The sequence below is a fragment of the Plantactinospora sp. ZYX-F-223 genome, assembly GCF_039649625.1.
Classification (GTDB): Bacteria; Actinomycetota; Actinomycetes; order Mycobacteriales; family Micromonosporaceae; genus Plantactinospora.
Genome location: NZ_JBDJAV010000069.1, coordinates 1 through 13,195, shown reverse-complemented (window position 1 = coordinate 13,195; position 13,195 = coordinate 1). Strand labels below are relative to the sequence as shown.

Below are 13,195 nucleotides of genomic sequence, written 5' to 3'. Positions count from 1 at the left end.
CACCCGCACCGGATCGACCCGGCATCGGCAGGAGATGAGGACAGGCGATGGCTGACAGCAGTACCGCCACCAGGAGCGACAACCGGACACAGGCGGCCACGCCGGGCCCGATGGCCACGCCGGACGGCGGTGGACCGGCCCGGGCCGAGTTGACCACCGAGTCCGGCAAGACCCGCATCGCGGAGGGCGTGGTCGCCAAGATCGCCGGATTCGCCGCGCGGGAGATTCCGGGCGTCCGCTCGATGGGCGCCGGCCTGGCCCGGCGGGTCGGACAGCTCCGCGGTCTCGTCCCGGGCGGCGGCGAGACCATCCGGCAGGGCGTCTCCGTCGAGGTTGGCGAGCGCGAGGCAGCGATCGACCTGGACATCGTCACCTTCTACGGCCAGAGCATCGTCGAGGTCTCCGAGGCGGTACGCCGCAACGTCGTCGACCGGGTACAGGCGATGACCGGCCTGCGGGTCGTCGAGGTGAACATCAACGTCGACGACGTCTTCGTCGAGGGCGACCAGGACGGCGACGACGGCCAGCAGCGGGCGCAATGACCAGCCGGGCGGCGCAGAGCGGCACCAGCCGGGCGGCGCAGAGCGGCACCAGCCGCAACGGCCGGACCACCGCCGAGTCCGGCCGCGCGACGAACAGCCGCGACACCCGTAACCGCCGCACCTCGCCGCGGACCAACCCGGCGACGGCGGAGGCCCCGAACACCGGGACGGCGACTCCGGAGAGCGGCCGGGCGACCGCCACCCCGGCTCCCGAGGCCGCACCGGTCACCGTCGCCGACCAGGCCACGGTCGCCGGGAAGATCCGGGACGCGGTACTCGGGGTTCCCGGCGTGACCGGGTTGACCGCCGGTACCGGCGTGGAGGTGGCCACCCTGTTTCCCGGCGGCAAGGTCGTCGGCATCCGGCTCGGGGACCCGGTCGAGGTGCATGTCGGGCTCGGCCCGGTGCCGATCGCCCCGGTGGCCGAGCAGATCCAGGTGGCGGTCCGGGGCGTACTGGCCGGCTTCGGTCAGCAGCCGTCGGTGGAGGTGGTCGTCGACGACATCGACCTGCCGGTCCCGGTGGACGGGAGCTGAGATGCGCCTGGTCAACCGGCTCGCCGCCCTGCTGCTCGGCTGCGCTCTGCTGGGCGGCGGGCTGCTGCTGATCGTGGAGGTCTTCGCGGTGGCCCTGGACCGGGAGTCGGTGGTCGTCGACCGGGCGGCCTGGTACCGCACGCTGACCGGTACCCGGCTGGAGGATCCCTGGGTGCGGACCGGAATCGTCGCCGCCGGCGTACTCGGGCTGCTGATCCTGTGGGGACAGCTGATCCGCTGGAAGCCCGACCGGCTACCCACCCGGCTCGCCGACGGCTGGCACCTGCAGCGCCGCTCGGTGGAACGGCAACTGGCGACGGCCGCGAATGCGGTACCTGGAGTCGAGTCGGCGAGCGCCCGGGTCCGCCGCGAGGGCCTCGGCTGGCGGACCCGGATCCGGGCGGTCGGCGACGCCTCGGTCAGCATGGCGGTGGAGTTCACCGTCCGGCGCGAACTGGAACGCCTCGGCGCCTCGCCGCACGACCACGTCGGCGTGCAGATGATCCGGTCGGGCAGCCGGCCACGGACCGACGTACCCCGGGTGGAGGGCTGATGCGGCAGCCTGGAGAGCCGGCATGACGAACAGCGCCATCCGGGTGCTCTGGACGGTGGTCGGCCTGGTGCTCACCGCCATCGGCGTGGTCGGGCTGATCGCCAGCCTCGGACACCTGGCCGGCGTCGACAACCAGGCACCGCTGCTCTGGTCGGGTCTGCTCCGCACCTGGCGCGATCTCGACCCGTGGGGTCTGGTCATCCTCGGCGTGCTCGGCACCTTCTTCGCCTGGCTGGGGTCGAAGCTGCTCGGCCGGGTGCTCCGGGCCCGCCGGTACCCGGTGCTGGGCGACCTCGACCTGCGGTCCGTCACCGGTCAGACCGCGGCCGCCGGTCCGGCGCTGCCCGGCGCCACCCGCGTCCGGGGTGCCCGGCTGGCCCGCGGCCTCGAACGCGACCTCGCCCGGGATCCGCAGGTCCGCCGGGCCTCGGTCACGCTGGCCGGCACGGCGCCCCGGCCGGAACTCTGGATCGAGTTGCAGCTCAACTCCCGGGCCGGGCTGACCGCCGTCCGGGAACACGTGGCAGCGGCGGTCGAGAGGTTCCGGGCCACCTCCGGGCTGGCGCCGCGCCGGCTGGAGGTGACCGCCCGGATCGACGCCGCCGGCCCGATCCGGGTGCACTGACCGCGGCCAGCCCGGCTGCGCGACCCGGCCACGGTCGCACCGCCGAGCGGGTGGCCGAACACCGTACCGGCGCGGCGGGTCAGAGCCAGCCGTACCGGCGCGGCGGGTCAGAGCCAGCCGTACCGGCGCGGCGGGTCAGAGCCAGCCGTAACCGGCGCGGCGGGTCAGAGCCAGCCGTACCGGCGGGCGATGGCCACCGCCTCGTGCCGGTTGGCGGCACCGACCTTGCCCGCCGCCGAGGAGAGATAGTTGCGCACCGTCCCTGGTGAGAGCGAGATCCGCTGGGCGATCTCCTCGATCGGGGCGCCGTCCGCCGCCAACTCCAGCACGTCGGCCTCGCGGGGCGTGAACGGGCTGTCGCCGGCGCTGATCGCCTCGGCGGCCAACTGGGGATCGACGTACCGGCCGCCGCGGTGCACGCTGCGGACCACGTCGGCGAGCACCTCGGCGGAGACCGTCTTCGGCAGGAAGCCCCGTACCCCGACCGCGAGCGCCCGCTTGAGGTGCCCGGGCCGGCCGTGGCTGGTGACGATCATCGTCCGGCAGCCCGGCACCTCGGCCCGGATCGCCTCGGCGACCGCGATGCCGTCCAGCTCCGGCATCTGCAGGTCGAGCAGGGCCACATCGGGCCGCAGCGCCCGGGCCAGCGAGAGCGCCTGGGTACCGGTTGCCGCCTGGCCGATCACCACCAGGTCGTCATGCAGCCCGAGCAGCGCGGTCAGGGCGCCACGGATCAGGTGCTCGTCCTCGGCGAGCAGGATCCGGATCGGCTCCGGCGAGCCGGCCCCGATCCGTTCGCCGTCCCGCACGGCGGGTTCCGGCTCCGGCGGTCCTGGCCGGCCGGTCACGATCGGCTCCACTGTGCCGGGACGGAGTCGGGCGCCTCGCCGGACGGGGCCCCGCCGGACGGCGCATCGCCGGACACCGCACCGGAGCGCACCTCGGCGGACGGCGGCGCCGCGGTCAGCGGTAACTGTGCGGTCAGCCGGAACCGGTCCGGGCCCGGTCGGGTGGCGGTCACCCGGCCGCCGAACGGCGCCAGCCGCTCGCTGAGCCCGAGCAGTCCGTTGCCGAACACCGGCGGGCCGCCGGGACGTACGCCGTCGTTCTCCATGACCAGGGTCACCAGGCATGCGCCGTCGGGCGGATCGGGGGCGTACCGGGAAGAGGCGTCGTCGGCTGCTCCGGGTCGGTCCGGGTCTGCCGCCGGTCGGTCCCGGCGCACCGAGACGGTGCAGGTCAACGCCTCGCTGTGCCGCAACACGTTGGTGGTGCCCTCCCGGACCACCCAGCCGAGCGCGCTCTGCGCCTGCGGGCTCAGGTCGTGCCCCTCCCCCAACACCCGGCACCGCACCCCCGCCGAGGTGAGCACGGCGCGGGCGCCGGCCAGTTCCGCGTCCAGGTCGGTGGAGCGGTAACCCCGGACGACCTCGCGTACCTCGGTCAGCGAGTCCTGCGCGATCCGGCGCACCTCCAGCATCTCCTCCACGGCCCGGGGCCGGTCCCGCTTCGCCAACTGCGCGGCCAGTTCGCTCTTCAACGCCATCACCGCCAGGTTCCGGCCGAGTACGTCGTGCAGGTCCCGGGCGAACCGCAGCCGTTCCTCGGCCACCGCCAGCCGGACCTGGTTTCCCCGGGACCGGTCCAGCTCCCAGAGCACCCCGAGCATCCACAGCGAGCAGCGGAAGGTGGAGAGCAGCACGACGAAGCCGAAGAACAGCGCCCAGACCGACGAGCGCAGCAACCCGGCCGGCGCCCGGTCGACCAGTCCGACCAGCAGTACGACGCCGGCCAGCCCGACGGCCCCGCCGAAGGCGTACCGGGGTGGGGCCACGGTGCAGAGCGCGCCGAGGAAATAGCACGAGACCAGCACCGTCACCGGCAACGTCCACCCGGCGGAGCCGGGCTGCGCGCCCGTCAGGGCGTTGGTCACCTCGGCGGCGACGATGGTGACCAGGGCCAGCCACCCCGCGGCCACGACCAGCCGGGTGGGGCGGTCCCGGCGGCCGAGGAAGTGGTCGACCCCGGCCCGTACGGCGAGGAGGCAGAGCACCATGTGTGTGGTGCCGAACCCGAGTACCGCGATCCGGCCGGCCGTCGGCCACCCGGCACCGGTCGCGTTGAACAGCGCGATCGGCTCGGTCGCCGAGACCAGATAGAGGGTGGCCCGGGTGACCAGGTCGAACCGTTCGGGCTGACCGCGTCCGGTCCACCAGCCGACCAGCTCACGCATCCGGGACCTCCTCGCGTCCGACCTGGACTAGCGTCGCGTGTCCCAGCGGAACCAGCGGCGGGTCGCCGAGACGCCGACGGCCAGCCACAACAGTATGATCAGCGCCGGTCGCCCCGCCTCGGCCAGTACGCCGACGAAGTCGCGCGGCGCCTCGGCGCCGGTGGTGCCGACCCAGCCGAGCCGGACCAGTTCGAGCACCGGAGTCAGCGGCAGCATCTGGAACACCCTGGCGACCCCGTCCGGGAGCGAGTCCACCGATCCGGTGAAGCCCGACCCGATCATCGACAGGATCAGCACCGGCATCGTGGTGATCTGTGCGGTCTCCACCGTCCTGGTGAAGCCCGACGACGCGGCCGCGAGCAGGACGAAGACGGCACCGCCGGCCAGGACCGCGAGGAGCAGCAGCGGAAGGTTGACCGGCACCGGCAGGTCGAAGAAGACCGTCGCCGCGACGACGGTGAGCACCACCTGGGCCAGGGCCAGCACCAGGGCCGGGACCGCCGTGCCGACCAGGATCTCGCCGTCGGTGACCACCCCGGTACGCAGCCGCTTGAGCACCCGCTCCTCGCGCCGGGCCACGTAGGTGGTCACCAGGTTGTAGTAGACGACGTAGAGCAGGACGAAGCCGAACATGCTGGTGGCGAGCAGCGCTCCGGTGGAGACGTGCCCGTCGCCGCTGAGGAAGGTCGAGAAGAGCCCCACCGTGGCCAGCGGCAGCAGCAGCGCGGTGGTCGCGGCGGTCCTGTTGCGCAGCAGCAGGACCAGTTCCGCCCGGCCGAGCGCGCCGATCCGGCGCAGGCTCACCGGGCCGAGCCCGAGCCGCCGGAGAAGGCCGCCGCCACTGGTCACCTCCGCCGGTGCCGTCATCGGACCTCCTCCTCGACCGATCCACCGGAATGCGCCACCGCGAGGAACGCCTCCTCCAGGGACGCGGAGCGGGCGTCCAGCCCGGCCAGGTCCAGGCCGCGCCCGTTGGCCCAGCCCAGCAGCGTGGTCAGCGCGGGCTGCAGCGCGTCGGTGTAGAGGGTCAGCCGGCCGGAGGGCGTGGGCGGCGCACCGGCCGGCGGCGGCTGGGCCCCGGGCAGCGCTGGCAACTCCGCCGGGTCGAGCCCGTCCGGCAGCGCGAAGCTGATCCGCGCCGGGTGCGCGGCCACCACCTCGGCGACGGTACCGGCCGTGACGATCCGGCCCTGGTGCATGATCGCCAGCCGGTCGGCGAGTTCCGCCGCCTCCGCGAGATAGTGCGTGGTGAGCAGGACCGTGAGGCCGTCGACGAGCAGCGCCCGGACCAACTGCCAGGTGTTGTGCCGGCTCTCCGGGTCCAGCCCGGTGGTCGGCTCGTCGAGGAAGAGCACGTCCGGCCGGCCGAGGATGGCCATCGCCAGGTCGAGCCGGCGTCGCTCGCCGCCGGAGAGCTGCTTGACCTGGGTACGCGCCCGGTGGCGCAGGTCCACCAGCTCCAGCACCCGGTCGACCGGTTGCGGGTCGGGCAGCGTACCGGCCCACATCCGGGCGGTCTCCGCCACGGTCAGGTCGGCGGGAAAGCCGCCCTCCTGGAGCATCACCCCGGTGCGCGGCCGCACCGCCGCCCGGTCCCGGTACGGGTCCCGCCCGAAGACCCGGACCGTGCCGCCGCTGGGCCGGTCCAGCCCCTCGACCAGTTCCAGGGTGGAGGTCTTGCCCGCACCGTTCGTGCCGAGCAGCGCGAACAGTTCGCCCTGGCCGACCGAGAAGGAGACCCCGCGCACCGCCTCGAAGCCGCCGCTGCCGCCGTACCGTCGTCGTAGGTCGCTGACCTGGACGACGGTCGGGTCGGGCGGCGCGAGTCCCGGGTCGGTGGCCGTCATCGTCTGGTTCATGGCTCGATTCTTCGGGACACCGGTCACCGTCGGCAGTGCCACCGATCACCGCTTTCCGTGCAGCGCACCCGGTCGCACCCGTGACGAATGTCAGTCGGGCAGCGCGGCGACGGCAGCCGCCCGGTGCCGCCACCGGCGGGCGCCGACGGTCAGCCGGCCGGGACCACCGGGACCGGCCGCGGCGGCTGGGTGGACAGGTCGACCACCCGGGCGGTGCCGACCGGCGCGCCGAGCGGTACGGCGGTGCTCTCGACCCGCGCCGAGTTCGGCACCTCCTCGGCCGGGCCCGGGGCCCGTTCCCGCACCCAGACCAGCAGGCCCACCTGGTCACCGTCGCGGCGCTGCTCGACCCGGTCGATGCCGTCGGCCAGCCCCGACATCGCCACCCGGATCCGCAGTTCGCGGTCGCCGGGTGCCGGACTGCGCTCCAGGGTGAGGCTCAGCGCCGGAACCACCCGGGACGAGGCCGGCCCGCCGCCGCTGCGGTCCGCGCCCGCACACGCCGCCGGCGTTGCCGCCACGGTCGAGAGCACGACCATGGCGGCAACCCGGCGGCGTACGGAACGCATCAGCTCAGATTACGCACCGCAGCGTAAAGGTTCGAGACCCCGTCACCGAAGTACGGCCCGTAGATCTGCGTCAGGTCGTTGCCGACGTGGTAACTGTTGACGCTGATCGTGTAGCCCGAGTCACCGTTGAAGTCGGCCAACCAGGCGCCGCCACTGCCACCGCCCTGGATGGTGCAGGCCAGCTTGAGGTCGCCCCAGAGGACGTACCGGAGCGACGTCGCGCCGTCGCAGGTGATCAGGTCCTCGCCGTCGAACGGGGAGTTCAGCGGGAACCCGAAGTGCCACACCGACGGGGTCGACGGCCCGTTGATCCGGATGCCCTGGCTGCCCGTGACGTCGGCGAGCCGGCGCCCGGCGTTCAGGTGCATCACCGCGACCCCGACGTCGTACGCCCGGTCGCCGTCGTTGATCCAGCCGTTGAGCGACCACAACTCCCGGGCGGTCCAGGTGCCGAGCGGCCGGTCCCCGTAGTAGTAGTCCGGGATGAAGGTCCAGTTGGTGTTCTGCCAGCCACCGCCGGAGCCTTCGTGCACACAGTGTCCCGCGGTGAACACGGTGTTGCGGGCCTCGCTGCTGACGACCACGCCCGAGCAGTGCCAGAGCCCTCCGTTGTGCTCGTAGAGCACCTTGCCGTTGGTCAGCGACACGAAGTCGTGCCGCCACGGCCAGGAGGTACCGGTCGGGCCCGCCATCACGGACGCGTCGCCCCGGGCGGCCTTGGCCGGCCCGGCACCGGACTGGCCGTGCAGGTTGGTCGCGGCGGCGCGCGGCGGCAGACCGGCCACGGCGGTCTCACCGAGTACGGAACTCTGCGCGGTCTTGCGGAGTTCGGCGAGCGAGACGCCGTTGTCGGCCGGCCTGGCCGCGGCGATGCGCTCCTTCGTCCAGAACCGGGCGAGGGCGATCTCCGGAGTGCTGCCCAGCGCGGCGGCCTCCGGGCTGAGCGTGACCGACGTCGAGCTGACCCCGGCCGGGTCCACGGGTGCGGCCGCGGCGCCCGCGGTCGTCAGCGTCGACGACAGGACGGTGGCGGCCAGGATGACGATCGTCGCGGTGGTGGTCCGAAGAGATGGTCGTAGTCGCATGGATGTCCCATCTGATGCGAAGCAAATCAGGACCGGCTCTCGAGTGCCACACCGAAGCTATCGAGGAACGTTCATATTGTTCTGTCGCCAGAACGGCAGTGTCGGAAAACTCCCCCGGGCCGCCGGGGACCTCGGTCAGAGCTTGCGGGCCACGGCGCCGTAGGCGTCGATGTGCTCGGCCTCGGCGTCGTCCGGGCGCCACTGCGTGATCGGCACCAGGCCGGGTTCCACCATGGTCAGGCCCTCGAAGCAACTCGCGAGCTGCTCGGGGCTGCGCAGGATGTAGGGAGCTCCGCCGCTCTCCACCAGCTTGTCGGCGCCGTCGACCACCGCCGGGCTGGTGTCGCTGCCGTCCCAGAGCACCAGGTGGCTGCCGGAGGCGGCGGGTTCCAGTATCCGGCCCACGATGGAGCGTACGACGTCCAGGTCGGGCTCGTAGCCCAGTACGCCCATGAACATCACCGCGACCGGCTTCCGGAAGTCGAGCGCCTCGGCCGCCTTCGCGAGGATCCTCTCCGGATCGTGGTAGTCGGCGTGCACGTAGTTGGTCAGCCCCTCGGAGGTGGTGCTGGCCAGCAGGGCGCGGGCGTGCACCAGCACCATCGGGTCGTTGTCGACGTAGACGATCCGGGACTCCGGCGCGACCTGCTGGGCGACCTCGTGGGTGTTCTGCATGGTGGGCAGGCCCGTGCCGACGTCGAGGAACTGCCGGACGCCCGCCTCGGCGGCCAGGTAGCGCACGGCCCGGATGAGGAAGCGCCGGGACTGCCGGGCCATGACGACGATCTCCGGGTAGACCTCTGCGACGGCGGCCCCGGCGGCCCGGTCGGCCTGGAAGTTGTCCTTGCCGCCCATCCAGTAGTTCCAGATCCGCGCCGCGTGCGGCACCTCGAACTGCAACCTGGCAGCGAGCTCGGGATCCAGGTCGGCCATGGCCAGGCTCCAATGCGAGAGGACCGTCCGGCACAAGACGGTGCGCGACGAGATCGACATCGTACCCGCGACGCGGTTGCGAGTTTTTCTCACCACGCTGCCAGAGATGGGTCGCGGGCGAGCCACCCGGCCCTCCGGCGACGGTTACCTCGGCCGCGGCAATCCGCGGCCACCCGGGCCCGGGCGGTCGCAGTCTCGGAGTACCTGACGGCGCGGCACTGCTCCACCGCGCGCCGCCCTGATCGCCGGTTACGACGGGAGTCCCCATGTCCACCGTGTCCACCGCAACCCCCGCGCTGGAGATCCTCTCCACCGCCCTCACCGCGCTCCGGCCCCGGATGGAGGCGGTCAGCCTCGCCATCCACGCGCGGCCGGAGCTGAAGTTCACCGAGTTCCACGCCCGGAAGCTGCTGACCGACTGGCTCGCCGCGTCGGGTTTCACGGTGCGGGCGCCACTGGGCGGGCTGGAGACCGCCTTCGCGGCCGAGCACGCGGGCAGCCGTCCCGGGCCGTACGTCGCGGTTCTCGCCGAGTACGACGCGCTGCCGGGTGTCGGGCACGGCTGCGGGCACAACCTCATCGCGGCCGGTGCCGCCGCGGCGGCGATCGCGGTCGTCCGCGCGCTGCCCGACCATCCGGGCACCGTCGCGGTGCTCGGCACCCCCGGTGAGGAGATGGGCGGCGCCGGCAAGGTCCGGCTGGCCGAGGCCGGGGTCTTCGACGGCGTCGACGCGGCGCTGATGTTCCATCCCGGCGACCGTTCGCTGACCGCCCGCCCCGGACTGGCCGCGGCGCACCTGCGGGTCGCCTTCACCGGGACCAGCGCGCACGCGTCGATCTCCCCCTGGCTGGGCCGCAGCGCGCTGGCCGGAGCCCAACTGTTCCTCCAGGCCGTCGACGCGATGCGCCAGTTCGTGCCGCCCACCGTACGGCTGCACGGCATCGTCTCGGACGGCGGAGCGGCCCCGAACGTCGTACCGGCGCACGCCGCCGTGGACCTGTACGTCCGGGACCGGACGGCAACCTCGGTCGAGGCGCTGGTCGAACGGGTCCGTAACGCGGCCGACGGCGCGGCGCTGGCCACCGGGACGGCCGCGGCGGTCCGCGAGACCGGCCCGATGTACGCCGAACGCCGCAACAACACGGTGCTCGCCGAGCGGTTCGGTGCGGCGGTACGGGCGCTCGGGGTGGAGATCCTGCCCGGTGACCCGGACGCCCCGGCGGGCTCCTCCGACATCGGCAACCTCTCCACGCTGCTGCCGGTCATCCACCCGTACATCCAGATCGCCGACCCCGGTACGCCGAGCCACTCCGCGGCGATGCGCGAGGCGGCGGCGACGCCCTTCGCGCACGACCGCACCCAGATCGCGGCGACCGGACTGGCCCGGGTGGTCGCCGAACTGCTCACCCGGGCGGAACTGCTGCCGGCGGCGCGGGCGGCGTTCGCGGCGCAGGCCGAGGTGCGGGCGTGACGGGTTGCCGACCATACACTCACCGTCATGTCGGTTGTGATCCTCCTGGCGGGGGTGGGCCCCGACCGATTCCCCGTCGTCGTGTCACCGCTGGCCGAGCTGGCGGCGAGCCTGCACGTGCTGACCGGCCACCTCCACCATCCCGAGCACGCGTCCTGGGCGGCCGAGGTCTGCCGGGCCGCCCCGCCCGCCTTCCGGGCCGGGCTGCTGCGGTTCGCACCACTGTGGACGGCGCTGCGCTGGCGGGCCTTCTATCCCGGGCTCGGTACGGCTTATCCACGGCTCGGCACGACGGCACCGGCCGCGCCGCTGGCCCGGCTCCCGCTGCACCGGTTCGCCGAACTCACCGCGTTCACCTGCGCCAGCGGCTACCACGGCTTCGACTTCGGCCGGGTGCTGCACGACCCGGCACAGGCCGGCGCGCTGCGGCAGGCCGCGTCCCGGCTGCCGGAGCCGCACCTCGGTCTCGCCGAGGACCTGTTGCGCGACCCCGAGGCGCTCCGCGCCGACGTACTCGACTTCCTCGACCTGTGCCACCGGGTCTACTTCGGCGACCTCTGGACCGAGACCGAGCCCCTGCTCACCCGGGCCGCGCACCGGGTGCGCCAGCGCCTGGCCGACGAGGGTCCGACGGCCGCCCTGATCGGGCTCAGCCCGTCCACCGCGCGGACGGCCACCCCGTCGACCGGGCCGGCCCGGGTCGTCTTCGACAAGGTGCACCACGCGGTGATCAGTCCGTCCCGTACGCCGGTCCTGCTCATCCCCACCCGGTACGGCGCACCGCACCTGCTGGTGAAGAACGAGCCGGGGCTGCCGCCGGTGGTGCACTTTCCGGTCGAGGCGCCGGAGGTCGGGGTCACGCTGGCCCGCAGCCGCCTGCTGGCCCTCACCGACCCGCGTCGGGTACGCCTGTGCCGGCTGATCGCCCGGCAGGCGATGACCACCGCCGACCTGGCGGACCGGCTGTCGATGACCCGGCCCCAGGTCTCCCGGCACCTGCGGGTCCTGCGCGACCTGGGACTGGTGCGGGTGGAACGGCACGGCCGCTACGTGCTCTACGGGCTCGACCTCACGGCGGTCGAACGGATCGGCCGGGACGTGGCGACGGCGTTGCAGTACTGAGGTCACCCCGGGGGCGGACCCGGCGAGCATGGGGCGGTGGATCTGGAATCGGGCGCCGGGCTGCTGCACCGGCTGACGTCGTACGAGCCGGGCCGGGGCGGGGACGTGCCCGTCGACGATCCGCGGGGCCGGCACGACCTCGTGCCGAACGATCCCGGCTCCCGGCCGACACCGATGAAGGCGTACCACGGGCTGCCCGCCGTGCCGCTGCCGCGCGAGCTGCCGGCTCCGGGGGTCTCCGCGACCTCGGTGCTGGCCGGGCAGCGGCGCCCTGCCCGGCCGGCGCGGTCGACCGTGGCGCCGATCACCCGGGCGTGCGCCAGTGAGACGCGCCACTGCTACCGAAAGTGATGATCCTCACGGGCACCGCCCAGGTCAGGGGGGTAATGCCGGTCCTCTGACTACTCTGTGGAACCGGTGAGCGGGAAGATCACCGCACCGCGCAGCAGCCGTCCGGGGGGAAGCACCAGCATGACCGGTTCCGCCACACGCTCCTGGCAGGGCATGACGATTCCGGCCCCCGGCACCTACCTCCTCGACCCCGCGCACAAGCGGGTCGGGTTCCTCGCCCGGCACATGATGGTGAGCCCGGTACGCGGTGAGTTCGGCGAGGCGACCGCGCAGATCCTCGTCGAGCCGGACCCGTTGGAATCCTCGGTGACCGCGACGATCCGGGCGGCCAGCATCGGCACCGGCAATGCCGACCGGGACACGCACCTGAGCAGCGCCGACTTCCTCGACGTGGTGCGGTATCCCACCCTTGAGTACCGCAGCACGGGGATCAGGTGGCAGCCGGACCGGAACGACTCGATCTTCTACTGGGCCCGGCTGCGCAGCCAGCGCCCGGGTCGACGCAGCGAGGTCACCGTCCCGGCGCAGGCCGACCGGACGTCCGGCCGGTTCGTGCTGACCGGAGAGCTGACCGTCAAGGGGATCACCCGACCCGTCGACCTTCAGGTGGAGTTCGGTGGCGCCCGGCGCGACCCGTACGGGCAGGACATCTTCGGGTTCAGCGCGACCGCCGAGATCGAGCGTGCGGACTACGGGCTGGTCTGGAACGTGGCCCTGGACAGCGGCGGCGTGCTGGTCGGAAAGAGCGTGCGGATCGAGATCGCGGGCGAGGCGATCCGGCAGTCCTGACCCGGCCGGGTCCGGTGGCAGCCGGCGGAGGGAACTGCCGGCCGGTGCGGGGCCGGGCCCGCGACGGACGGATCCGCCGCGGGCCCGGATGGGGTGGTGCTGCCGTCAGTTCGGCGCGTGCACCCCGTTGGCAGCCCAGTCCCTGGTCGCACCACGGACGTACATGGTCGACGACTGGTTACCGGAGAAGTACTGCTGGATGGAGCCGGCGAACGGCGTGCTGGAGGCGTTGCGGCCGTACACGTCGGTGTAGACCGTGGTCGGGCCGCTGTTCTGCACCTGGAAGGTGCCCGGCCGGAACTCCCGCAGGGTGCCCTTGAACGGCGAGCGCGGGTCGTCCCAGGCGAGGTTCTGCCCGGCCTGCCGGGCCTGGTTGCAGTAGTCGCCACCCGCGAGGTCCGTGTAGCACAGGTCCACGATCCGGCCCAGGTTGTTCGGCTTGGTCGGGTCGTAGTAGCGGGACGGGTTGACCACGTAGAACAGGGGTGCGAGGCGGAAGTTCAGCCCGGAACCTGTCACCTGGAAA

Annotated in this window: 16 protein-coding genes; 8 read left to right on the top strand and 8 right to left on the bottom strand. The window is 73.2% G+C overall.

From position 1 onward, the window contains the following. The first annotated feature begins 47 nt into the window (after positions 1-47). The 4 genes from AAH979_RS39005 to AAH979_RS38990 are packed head-to-tail and all read left to right on the top strand — an operon-like array spanning position 48 to position 2,256. On the top strand, positions 48-542 hold the full coding sequence (locus AAH979_RS39005) for an Asp23/Gls24 family envelope stress response protein (RefSeq protein WP_346263138.1): 495 nt from the start codon (positions 48-50) through the stop codon (positions 540-542). Next, positions 539-1,078, top strand: coding sequence for a hypothetical protein (locus tag AAH979_RS39000; protein WP_346263137.1), 540 nt, complete (start codon positions 539-541; stop codon positions 1,076-1,078). The genes AAH979_RS39005 and AAH979_RS39000 overlap by 4 nt, the downstream gene beginning before the upstream one ends. A gap of 1 nt (position 1,079) precedes the next feature. After that, complete coding sequence (locus tag AAH979_RS38995) at positions 1,080-1,631, top strand: DUF6286 domain-containing protein (protein ID WP_346263136.1); 552 nt, start codon at positions 1,080-1,082, stop codon at positions 1,629-1,631. Positions 1,632-1,653: 22 nt separating this feature from the next. After that, the gene (locus tag AAH979_RS38990; protein WP_346263135.1) at positions 1,654-2,256 is read left to right on the top strand and encodes a hypothetical protein; all 603 of its coding nucleotides are present in this window, start codon (positions 1,654-1,656) and stop codon (positions 2,254-2,256) included. A gap of 164 nt (positions 2,257-2,420) precedes the next feature. On the opposite strand, the gene AAH979_RS38985 is transcribed toward AAH979_RS38990, so the two are convergent. The 7 genes from AAH979_RS38985 to AAH979_RS38955 form a co-directional block, all read right to left on the bottom strand. After that, complete coding sequence (locus AAH979_RS38985) at positions 2,421-3,047, bottom strand: response regulator transcription factor (protein WP_346263158.1); 627 nt, start codon at positions 3,045-3,047, stop codon at positions 2,421-2,423. A 53-nt stretch (positions 3,048-3,100) separates the two neighbouring features. Further along, a complete protein-coding gene (locus tag AAH979_RS38980) occupies positions 3,101-4,489 on the bottom strand; it encodes a histidine kinase (RefSeq protein WP_346263134.1) in 1,389 nt (462 codons plus the stop codon). 27 nt (positions 4,490-4,516) lie between these two features. Then, positions 4,517-5,356 carry an ABC transporter permease gene (locus AAH979_RS38975; protein WP_346263133.1) on the bottom strand — a complete coding sequence of 280 codons (840 nt, stop codon included), beginning with the start codon at positions 5,354-5,356 and terminating at the stop codon, positions 4,517-4,519. Further along, positions 5,353-6,348: an ABC transporter ATP-binding protein gene (locus AAH979_RS38970; RefSeq protein ID WP_346263132.1), complete on the bottom strand. Its 996-nt coding sequence runs from the start codon at positions 6,346-6,348 to the stop codon at positions 5,353-5,355. Before AAH979_RS38970 ends, AAH979_RS38975 begins: the two co-directional genes overlap by 4 nt. A gap of 149 nt (positions 6,349-6,497) precedes the next feature. Further along, entirely contained in the window at positions 6,498-6,917 is a 420-nt protein-coding gene (locus AAH979_RS38965) for a hypothetical protein (RefSeq protein WP_346263131.1), read from the bottom strand. Continuing rightward, a complete protein-coding gene (locus AAH979_RS38960; RefSeq protein WP_346263130.1) occupies positions 6,917-8,002 on the bottom strand; it encodes a hypothetical protein in 1,086 nt (361 codons plus the stop codon). The genes AAH979_RS38965 and AAH979_RS38960 overlap by 1 nt, the downstream gene beginning before the upstream one ends. 135 nt (positions 8,003-8,137) lie before the next feature. Continuing rightward, positions 8,138-8,935 carry an SAM-dependent methyltransferase gene (locus AAH979_RS38955; RefSeq protein WP_346263129.1) on the bottom strand — a complete coding sequence of 266 codons (798 nt, stop codon included), beginning with the start codon at positions 8,933-8,935 and terminating at the stop codon, positions 8,138-8,140. Positions 8,936-9,201: 266 nt separating this feature from the next. On the opposite strand from AAH979_RS38955, the gene AAH979_RS38950 reads away from it, so the two are divergent. The 4 genes from AAH979_RS38950 to AAH979_RS38935 all read left to right on the top strand — a co-directional run bounded on the left by AAH979_RS38950 (position 9,202) and on the right by AAH979_RS38935 (position 12,669). Then, a complete protein-coding gene (locus AAH979_RS38950) occupies positions 9,202-10,407 on the top strand; it encodes an amidohydrolase (protein WP_346263128.1) in 1,206 nt (401 codons plus the stop codon). A gap of 27 nt (positions 10,408-10,434) precedes the next feature. After that, positions 10,435-11,529, top strand: a complete 1,095-nt coding sequence (locus tag AAH979_RS38945) for a DUF5937 family protein (RefSeq protein WP_346263127.1) — start codon at positions 10,435-10,437, stop codon at positions 11,527-11,529. A gap of 36 nt (positions 11,530-11,565) precedes the next feature. Beyond that, a complete protein-coding gene (locus tag AAH979_RS38940; RefSeq protein WP_346263126.1) occupies positions 11,566-11,880 on the top strand; it encodes a hypothetical protein in 315 nt (104 codons plus the stop codon). A 120-nt stretch (positions 11,881-12,000) separates the two neighbouring features. Next, positions 12,001-12,669 carry a YceI family protein gene (locus tag AAH979_RS38935; RefSeq protein WP_346263125.1) on the top strand — a complete coding sequence of 223 codons (669 nt, stop codon included), beginning with the start codon at positions 12,001-12,003 and terminating at the stop codon, positions 12,667-12,669. 105 nt (positions 12,670-12,774) lie between these two features. Here the strand turns inward: AAH979_RS38935 and AAH979_RS38930 are convergent. Continuing rightward, on the bottom strand, positions 12,775-13,195 hold a 421-nt coding region (locus tag AAH979_RS38930), incomplete at its 5' end, for a hypothetical protein (protein ID WP_346263124.1).

Coding starts and splice junctions, on each gene's coding strand:
- AAH979_RS38970 (WP_346263132.1), bottom strand. CDS start 6,348: ATGAACCAGACGATGACGGCCACCGACCCGGGACTCGCGCCGCCCGAC.
- AAH979_RS38955 (WP_346263129.1), bottom strand. CDS start 8,935: ATGGCCGACCTGGATCCCGAGCTCGCTGCCAGGTTGCAGTTCGAGGTG.
- AAH979_RS39000 (WP_346263137.1), top strand. CDS start 539: ATGACCAGCCGGGCGGCGCAGAGCGGCACCAGCCGGGCGGCGCAGAGC.
- AAH979_RS38950 (WP_346263128.1), top strand. CDS start 9,202: ATGTCCACCGTGTCCACCGCAACCCCCGCGCTGGAGATCCTCTCCACC.
- AAH979_RS38980 (WP_346263134.1), bottom strand. CDS start 4,489: ATGCGTGAGCTGGTCGGCTGGTGGACCGGACGCGGTCAGCCCGAACGG.
- AAH979_RS38995 (WP_346263136.1), top strand. CDS start 1,080: ATGCGCCTGGTCAACCGGCTCGCCGCCCTGCTGCTCGGCTGCGCTCTG.
- AAH979_RS38945 (WP_346263127.1), top strand. CDS start 10,435: ATGTCGGTTGTGATCCTCCTGGCGGGGGTGGGCCCCGACCGATTCCCC.
- AAH979_RS38975 (WP_346263133.1), bottom strand. CDS start 5,356: ATGACGGCACCGGCGGAGGTGACCAGTGGCGGCGGCCTTCTCCGGCGG.
- AAH979_RS38935 (WP_346263125.1), top strand. CDS start 12,001: ATGACCGGTTCCGCCACACGCTCCTGGCAGGGCATGACGATTCCGGCC.
- AAH979_RS38990 (WP_346263135.1), top strand. CDS start 1,654: ATGACGAACAGCGCCATCCGGGTGCTCTGGACGGTGGTCGGCCTGGTG.
- AAH979_RS38960 (WP_346263130.1), bottom strand. CDS start 8,002: ATGCGACTACGACCATCTCTTCGGACCACCACCGCGACGATCGTCATC.
- AAH979_RS38965 (WP_346263131.1), bottom strand. CDS start 6,917: ATGCGTTCCGTACGCCGCCGGGTTGCCGCCATGGTCGTGCTCTCGACC.
- AAH979_RS39005 (WP_346263138.1), top strand. CDS start 48: ATGGCTGACAGCAGTACCGCCACCAGGAGCGACAACCGGACACAGGCG.